Origin of the sequence: Longimicrobium sp. (assembly GCF_036554565.1) — a bacterium.
Classification (GTDB): Bacteria; Gemmatimonadota; Gemmatimonadetes; order Longimicrobiales; family Longimicrobiaceae; genus Longimicrobium.
In genome coordinates this window covers 1-7854 of the sequence record NZ_DATBNB010000276.1, presented here as the reverse complement: position 1 = coordinate 7854, position 7854 = coordinate 1, and the positions used below count along the sequence as shown (strand labels likewise).

Genomic DNA, 7854 nt, shown 5'->3' with positions numbered 1-7854 from the left:
CCGGCGTCCAGCTCTCCCTGCAGCCGCATCCGCGTGGTGACGTGGTACGTGCTCCCGAGATCGCCCAGCTGCTCCAGGAACCAGAGCCGCTGCTGCGGAAAGGAGAGTGGAAGCCGTCCGCCACGGTCCACCCGCTCGATCGGCGGCAGCTCGGTGCGGGCGGCGTTCTCGATGGCGCGCGCGAGGTCCGCCAGCACCGGGGAGCGGAACATCTCCCCGAGCGGCACCTCCACGTTCAGCACCTGCCGCACCCGCGAGAGAACCTGCAGCGCCAGCAGCGAGTGGCCGCCCTGATCGAAGAAGTTGTCCCTGCGGCCCACCCGCTCCACTCTCAGCAGTTCCGCCCAGATCTCCGCGAGAGCCACCTCGATCGTGCCCACCGGCGCCTCGTACTTCCGGGAAGCAAAGGCGTCTCCGTCGGGCGCGGGCAGCGCCTTGCGGTCCAGCTTGCCGTTCGGGGTGAGCGGCAGCGCGTCCAGCCGCACGTACGCGGCGGGCACCATGTACTCCGGCAGCGCGGAGGAGAGGTGCTCGCGCAGTGCCTCCGCGTCCACTTCGCCCACTACGTACGCCACCAGCCGCACGTCTTCCGGCACGTCTTCGCGCGCCATGACCGCCGCCTCGCGAACGTCCGCGTGCTCGGCCAGCCGCGCCTCGATCTCGCCCAGCTCGATGCGGAAGCCGCGCACCTTCACCTGGAAGTCGGTGCGGCCGATGAACTCCATCGTCCCGTCCGCCCGCCAGCGCGCCAGGTCGCCCGTGCGGTACAGCCGCGCCCCCGGCTCGCCGCCGAACGGATCGGCCACGAAGCGCTCCGCCGTCTGCTCCGGCCGCCCCAGGTAGCCGCGCACGACGCCGGCACCCCCGATGTACAGCTCGCCCGCCACGCCCACTGGCACCGGCTCGCCCGCCGCATCCAGGACGTAGACACGCGTGTTCGCCACCGGCCGCCCGATCGGCACACTGGCACCGGCGGAATCGCCACTCACCGCCTCGGCCGTCGACCAGATGGTCGTCTCCGTAGGCCCGTACACGTTCCAGAGCCCGCCCACACGGCTCCGCAGGGCCGACGCCAGATCCGACGGCAACGCCTCGCCGCCGCAGAGCGCGCGCATCTCCGGCGCGCCGTCCCACTCCGTGCTCACCAGCATCCGCCAGGTGGCGGGCGTGGCCTGCATCACCGTGGGCGCGTACGCCCGGATGGCCTCCGCCAGTGCCGTCGGGTCCGCGGCACGCTCCCGTGGCAGCACGATGGCCGCCGCGCCGTGGAGCAAGGGCAGGAACATCTCGAGCACGGAGATGTCGAACGCGTACGTGGTCACCGCGAGCAGGCGATCCGCGGGCTCCATCCCCACCGTCTTGCGCATGGAGCGGAGGAGGTTGACCACGCCGCGGTGCGGGACGGCCACGCCCTTGGGGCGGCCGGTGGAGCCGGAGGTGTAGATCACATACGCCAGGTGCGCCGGCGTCAATCCCTCGATCGCCGGGTCCGCCGCGGGCTGGTCGGTCCACTCCGCGCCATCCAGGTCGATCACCGGCACCGTGACGCTCGTGTTCTCGAATCGATCCCAAAACTGCTTCTGCGTCACCACCGCCGCGGGCGCGCTGTCGGCCAGCATGTACTCCAGCCGCTCGGCCGGGTGAGCGGGGTCCAGCGGCACGTACGCCCCGCCCGCCTTCATCACGGCGAGGAGCGAGACGACCATCTCAAGGCTCCGCTCGACACTGACTGCCACGCGCGCATCCGGGCCCACGCCCAGTGTGCGGAGGTGATGCGCCAGCCGGTTGGCCCGCGCGTTCAGCTCCGCGTAGGTGAGCGAGCGATCCTCGAAGACCACGGCCTCAGCATCGGGCGTGCGCTCTGCCTGCGCCTGGAACAGCTCGTGGATGCACGACTCGGCCGGATACGCCGCCTCCGTGCGGTTCCACTCCTCCAGCACCCGCGCGCGCTCCGCTTCGCCGAGCAGATCCAGCCGCGAGAGCCGCACGTCGGGGTCCGCGGCAACCTGCTCCAGCACCCGCGCCAGGTGGCCCAGCATCCGCTCGGCGGTGCCGCGCTCGAACAGGTCCGTGGCGTAGTTCAGCGCGCCGCGCAGGCCGAAGGGGGTGGCCGCGAGCGTCAGGGAAAGATCGAACTTCGCGAGATCCGTCGCGGTATCGACGCCGCCGCCCTTCAGCCCCGCAAGCGCGTTTCCTCCACCCCCCGCCTCCTGCAGGGTGAACATCACCTGGAAGAGCGGCGAGTGGCTTAGAGACCGCTCCGGCTGCAGTTCGGCCACCAGCTTCTCGAAGGGAAGCCCCTGGTGCTGGTAAGCGCCCAGCGTCGCCTCCCGCACCCGCCGCAGCACCTCGCGGAAGGACGGGTCTCCCGAGAGGTCGGTGCGCAGCACCAGCGTGTTGATGAAGAAGCCGATCAGCCCCTCCACCTCCCCCCGCGTGCGTCCGGCGATGGGGGTTCCCACCACCACGTCTTCGCTGCCCGCGTACCTGCCCAGCAGCACCTGGAAGGCAGCCAGCAGCGTCATGAACAGCGTCGTTCCGTCACTCCGACCCAGCTCCTGGAGACGTTCCTGGAGCTCCAGGGAAAGCTCCACCGGCAGCGACGCGCCGTGGTACGTCTGCACCGGGGGGCGGGGACGGTCCAGGGGCAGCTCCATCAACTCCGGGGCTCCCGCCAGGCGCTCCTTCCAGTACGCCAGCTGGCGGTTCAGCACCTCGCCCGTGAACTGCTCGCGCTGCCACACCGCGTAGTCGGCGTACTGCACCGGCAGCTCCGGCAGCGGCGACTCACGCCCCTCGCGGTACGCGGCGTACAGTGCCGAAAACTCCCGCAGCAGCACCCCCATGCTCCACCCGTCGCTGACAATGTGGTGCATCGAAAGGAGAAGCACGTGGTCTTCGTCGCCCAGCCGCAGCAGCGCCGCACGGAAGAGCGGTCCCGCGGCCAGATCGAACGGCCGGTCCGCCTGCTGCCGGACCCACTGCCCCACCGCCGCCTCGCGCTCCGCCTCGCCCAGCCCCGACAGGTCCTCCACCGGCACGACGAAGCCGCCGAACGGCTGGACCACCTGCACCGGCGAGCCGTCCACCTCGGCGAAGACGGTCCGCAGCACCTCGTGACGCCGCACGATTTCGCCCAGCGCGCGCTCCAGCGCCGGCCCGTCCAGCGCACCCGCCAGGCGGGCCCCCGTGGGAGCGTTGTAGGCAGTGCTTCCCGGCTCCAGGCGGTCGAGGAACCAGAGCCGCTCCTGCGCAAAGGACAGCGGCAGCGGGCGGTCCCGGGGCGCGGGCTCGATCGGCGGAAGCTCCGACAGGTGCCCCACCAGCTTGCGGGCCCGCGCCATCTTCAGGAGCTCCCGGCGCTCGGCCGGCGTCAGTTCGTCGAGAGTCGCGGCGGAGTTCATCATCTACCAGTACGAGTAACGCAAGGTGTTTGAAACACGTACGATCCCTCGCCCCCGCCAAACCGGCCGGACGAGGGAAAACGCCGGGGCCGCGGGTGGATTCCGCCCGGCGGAGGCGGCCGGCACCTTCACCTCCGCCGAAGCCTTCGCGCACGCACGACGGAGCGATCGTGGAAGCTCACGCGAGCGGGGAGCGGCGGAGGAGCGCGAGCATCTCCGCCATCTCCCCCGCGTCTACCTGGGCGAGCTCGGAGTCCATCACTTCCAGGGCAGCGTCTACGCGCACGGCCATCTCGGCGATCGTGGGTTCGTCGAAGATCGCGCGCACCGGCACCTCGATACCGAACACCTGCTGCACCCGCGCGACCATCAGAGTGGCCAGCAGCGAGTGGCCCCCCAGCTCGAAGAAGCTCTCCGCCACCCCCACCCGGTCCAGGTGCAGCACTTCCGTCCAGATTTCCACCAGCGCCTGCTCCGTCGGTGTGCGCGGCGCTACGTAGCCCTCCTCGGCGGGGGCAAAGTCCGGCGCCGGCAGCGCCTTGCGGTCCAGCTTTCCATTCGGCGTCAGCGGGAACGCGTCCAGCACCACCACCGCCGACGGCACCATGTACTCCGGGAGCTCCCGGAGCAGGTGCTCGCGCAGGGCTCCCGCGTCCACATTGCCCACCACGTAGGCTACCAGCTGCTTCTCACCGGCCACGTCGTCGCGGGCCACGACCACGCTTTCTGAAACTCCCTCGCTGCGCCGCAGCACGCCCTCGATCTCGCCCGGCTCGATCCGGAAGCCCCGGATCTTGACCTGCGCATCCACCCGCCCCAGGAACTCCAGCTCGCCCCTCGCCGACCACCGCACCCGGTCGCCCGTGCGGTACAACCGCCCTCCCGCCGCTCCGAACGCATCGGGGACGAAGCGCTCCGCCGTCAGCGCCGGCCTGCCGGCGTAGCCGCGGGTTACGCCGGCGCCTCCCACGTACAGCTCGCCGGGCACACCCACGGGCACCGGCTCTCCACGCCTGTCGAGCACGTATGCGCGGGTGTTGGCCACCGGGCGGCCGATGGGAGGCCGCCCGCCGCCCGGAGCGCACGCCGCGGTGGTGGACCAGATGGTGGCCTCGGTGGGCCCGTACAGGTTGAAGAAGCGGCGCTCCGGGGCCCAGCGCTCCACCAGCTCGGCCGTGCACGCCTCGCCCGCGGTCAGCAGCGTGCGGAGCGCCGGCAGCTCCTCCACGGGCAGCACGGAGAGCGCGGAGGGGGGCAGGGTCGCGACGGTGACCTTCTCGTCGTGAAGGAAGCGGACGAGGTCCGGTCCCGGCGCCAGGGTCTCGCGCGTTCCCAGCACCAGCGTGGCGCCGGCGGCCAGGGCCATCACCATCTCGAACACCGAAGCGTCGAAGCTGGGCGAGGCGAACTGGAGCACCCGGTCGCCGGCCTCCACCCCCAGGTCGCGGGCGTGCCCCCGGGCCACGTTGGCGAGTCCCCGGTGCGGCACCAGCACGCCCTTGGGGCGGCCGGTGGAGCCGGAGGTGTAGATGACGTACGCCAAGTTCTCGGGGAGCACGCCGGCGGCGGGCGGCTGCGCGCTCTCGGCCTCGATGCGCTCGCGCTCGGCGTCCAGGAAGACGGCTTCGGCGGCGTGCGGCGCCAGCCCCTCCGGCAGGGGACGGCGGGTGAGCAGGAGCCGGGCGCCCGAGTCGGCGAGCATGAAATTCAGCCGCTCCGCCGGGTACGCCGGGTCCAGCGGCACCCAGGCGCCGCCGGCCTTGAGCACGGCCAGGATGGAAACGACCAGCTCCGTGCCGCGCTCCAGGCAGATGCCCACGCGGGTTTCCGGGCCCACCCCGCGGCGCCGCAGGTGGTTCGCCAGCCGGTTGGCGGCGTGGTCCAGCTCGCGGTAGGTGAGCGCCGCGCCGGCGAAGCGGACCGCGGCCGCGTCCGGCGTCTCCGCCGCCCGGCCTTCGAACAGCTCGTGGATGCACCGGTCCGCCGGATACTCCGCGTCGGTCCGGTTCCACTCCTCCACCACCAGGCCGCGCTCTTCGGCCGAAAGCAGCTCCAGCCGCGAGAGCCGCACGTCGGCGTTCGCGGCGGCCTGCTCCAGCACCCGCTCCAGGTGCCGCACCATGCGCTCGATGGTGCCCCGCTCGAAGAGGTCGGTGCTGTAGGTCACCCCGCCGCGCAGGCCGTGGGGGGTCGCAAGGAGCGTCAGGGCAAGATCGAGCTTGGCGACCCCGAGCTCCGCTCCGACTCCCTGGATGCTCAGCTCCGCGAGCCCGCTGCCGGTGCCCTGCGTGTCGTCCATCGTGAACGACGCCTGGAAGATCGGCGCGTGGCTCCGGGACCGCTCCGGCTGCAGCTCGGCCACCAGGCGCTCGAAGGGAAGCTCCTGGTGCTCGTACGCGCCCAGCGTGGCCTCGCGCACCCGGCCCAGCAACTCGCGGAAGCTGGGGTCTCCCGAAAGGTCGGTGCGCAGCACCATCGTGTTGACGAAGAAGCCGATCAGCTCCTCCACCTCCGCGCGCGTGCGCCCGGCGGTGGGGCTCCCCACCACCACGTCCTCGCTCCCGGAATACTTCGACAGCAGCACCTGGTAGGCGGAGAGCAGCGTCATGTACAGCGTGGCGCCCTCGCTGCGCCCCAGCGCCTGCAGGCGCTCCTGCAGCTGCAGCGGGAGCTGCACCGGAACCATCGCGCCCCGGTACGTCTGCGCCGGCGGGCGGGGATGGTCGGTGGGCAGCTCCAGCAGTTCCGGGGCGCCGGCCAGGCGCTCCCGCCAGTACGCCAGCTGCCTGTCCAGCACCTCGCCCGCGAACTGCTCGCGCTGCCACACCGCGTAATCGGCGTACTGCACCGACAGTTCCGGCAGCGGCGACTCCCCGCCCTGGCGGTACGCCGCGTACAGCGCCGACAGCTCGCGGAAGAGTACCCCCATGCTCCACCCGTCGCTCACGATGTGGTGCATCCCCACGAGCAGCACGTGCTCGTCGGCGCCCAGGCGCAGCAGCGCCGCGCGGAAGAGCGGGCCCGCCGCAAGGTCGAACGGCCGTGCCGCCTCTTCGCCGGCGCGCCGGCTGACCTCCGCCTCGCGATCGGCCTCCCCGAGCCCCGACAGGTCCTCCACCGGCAGGGCGAATCCGCCGGCCGGGGCCACCACCTGCACCGGCGCGCCGTCCACCTCGGCGAACACCGTCCGCAGCGCCTCGTGGCGCCGGACGATCTCGCCCAGCGCCCGCTCCAGCGCCGCCACGTCCAGTGCACCTCCCAGGCGCACCGCCACGGGAACGTTGTAGGCGGCGCTCCCCGGCTCCAGCTGGTCCATGAACCAGAGCCGCTCCTGCGCAAAGGAGAGCGGCAGCGCCCCCGTGCGCGCGGCGGGCACCACCGGCGGCAGCGCCGGCAGCCCGGCGCGGCGCACCTCCTCTACCCGCGCGGCCAGTTGCGCCACCGTGGGCCCCTCGAACACCGCGCGCAGCGGCACGACGGCGCCCAGCGCGTTCTGCACCCGCGCCAGGAGCCGCGTCACCAGCAGCGAGTGCCCGCCGAGCGCGAAGAAGTCGTCCTCCACCCCCACCCGGTCCACCCCCAGCACCTGCGCCCAGATCCCCGCCAGCACCTCTTCCACGGGGGTGCGAGGCGCCACGTAGCTTTCCGCGCCGGCCGCGTACTCGGGCACGGGCAGCGCCTTGCGGTCCACCTTTCCGTTCGGGGTCAGCGGCAACCGGTCCAGGGCGACGACGGCCTGCGGCACCATGTACTCCGGCAGCCCCTGGCGCAGGTGCGCGCGCAGCCCGTCGGGGTCCACGCTGCCCACCACGTACGCCACCAGCCGCTTGTCGCCGGGCTGGTCCTCGCGCATCATCACCCGGGCCTCGCGCACCCCGGGGTACGCCGCGATCGCCGCCTCCACCTCGCCCGGCTCGATGCGGAAGCCGCGGATCTTCACCTGGTCGTCCAGGCGGCCCATGAACTCCAGCTTTCCCTCGGCCCGCCAGCGCGCCCGGTCGCCCGTGCGGTACATCCGCGCGCCTGGCTCCGCGGCGAACGGGTCGGGGACGAAGCGTTCGGCCGTCAGCCCCGGCCTACCCAGGTAGCCCCGCACCACGCCCTCGCCCCCGATGCACAGGTCCCCGGGGATTCCCACCGGGAGCGGCTCGCCCGCCGGGTCCAGGACGTAGGCGCGCGCGTTCGGGATCGGCCGCCCGATCAGCACCGTGGGCGCGTCCTCCGCCACCTCCTCCACCTCTTCGAGCGTGCACCACACGGTCGCCTCGGTCGGCCCGTACTCGTGCAGCACGCGAGCGGGCTTCCCCTCGCGCAGCATCCGGCGCACGCTCTCCGTCCCCACGGCCTCCGCCCCGAAGACCAGCTGGCGCAGGCCGGCGTACACGTCCACCTGCTCGCGCACATGCTGGTTGAAGAGCGCCGCCGTCTGGTAGAGGTGCGTGATCCCCTG

At 72.5% G+C, this 7854-nt stretch carries 2 protein-coding genes; both read right to left on the bottom strand.

Annotation, left to right across the window (positions count from 1 at the left end):
- Positions 1 to 3407, bottom strand: a 3407-nt coding sequence (locus VIB55_RS07445) for an amino acid adenylation domain-containing protein (RefSeq protein WP_331876041.1), incomplete at its 3' end; no start/stop codon positions are given.
- 175 nt (positions 3408 to 3582) lie between these two features.
- Positions 3583 to 7854, bottom strand: a 4272-nt coding sequence (locus VIB55_RS07440; protein WP_331876040.1) for an amino acid adenylation domain-containing protein, incomplete at its 5' end; no start/stop codon positions are given.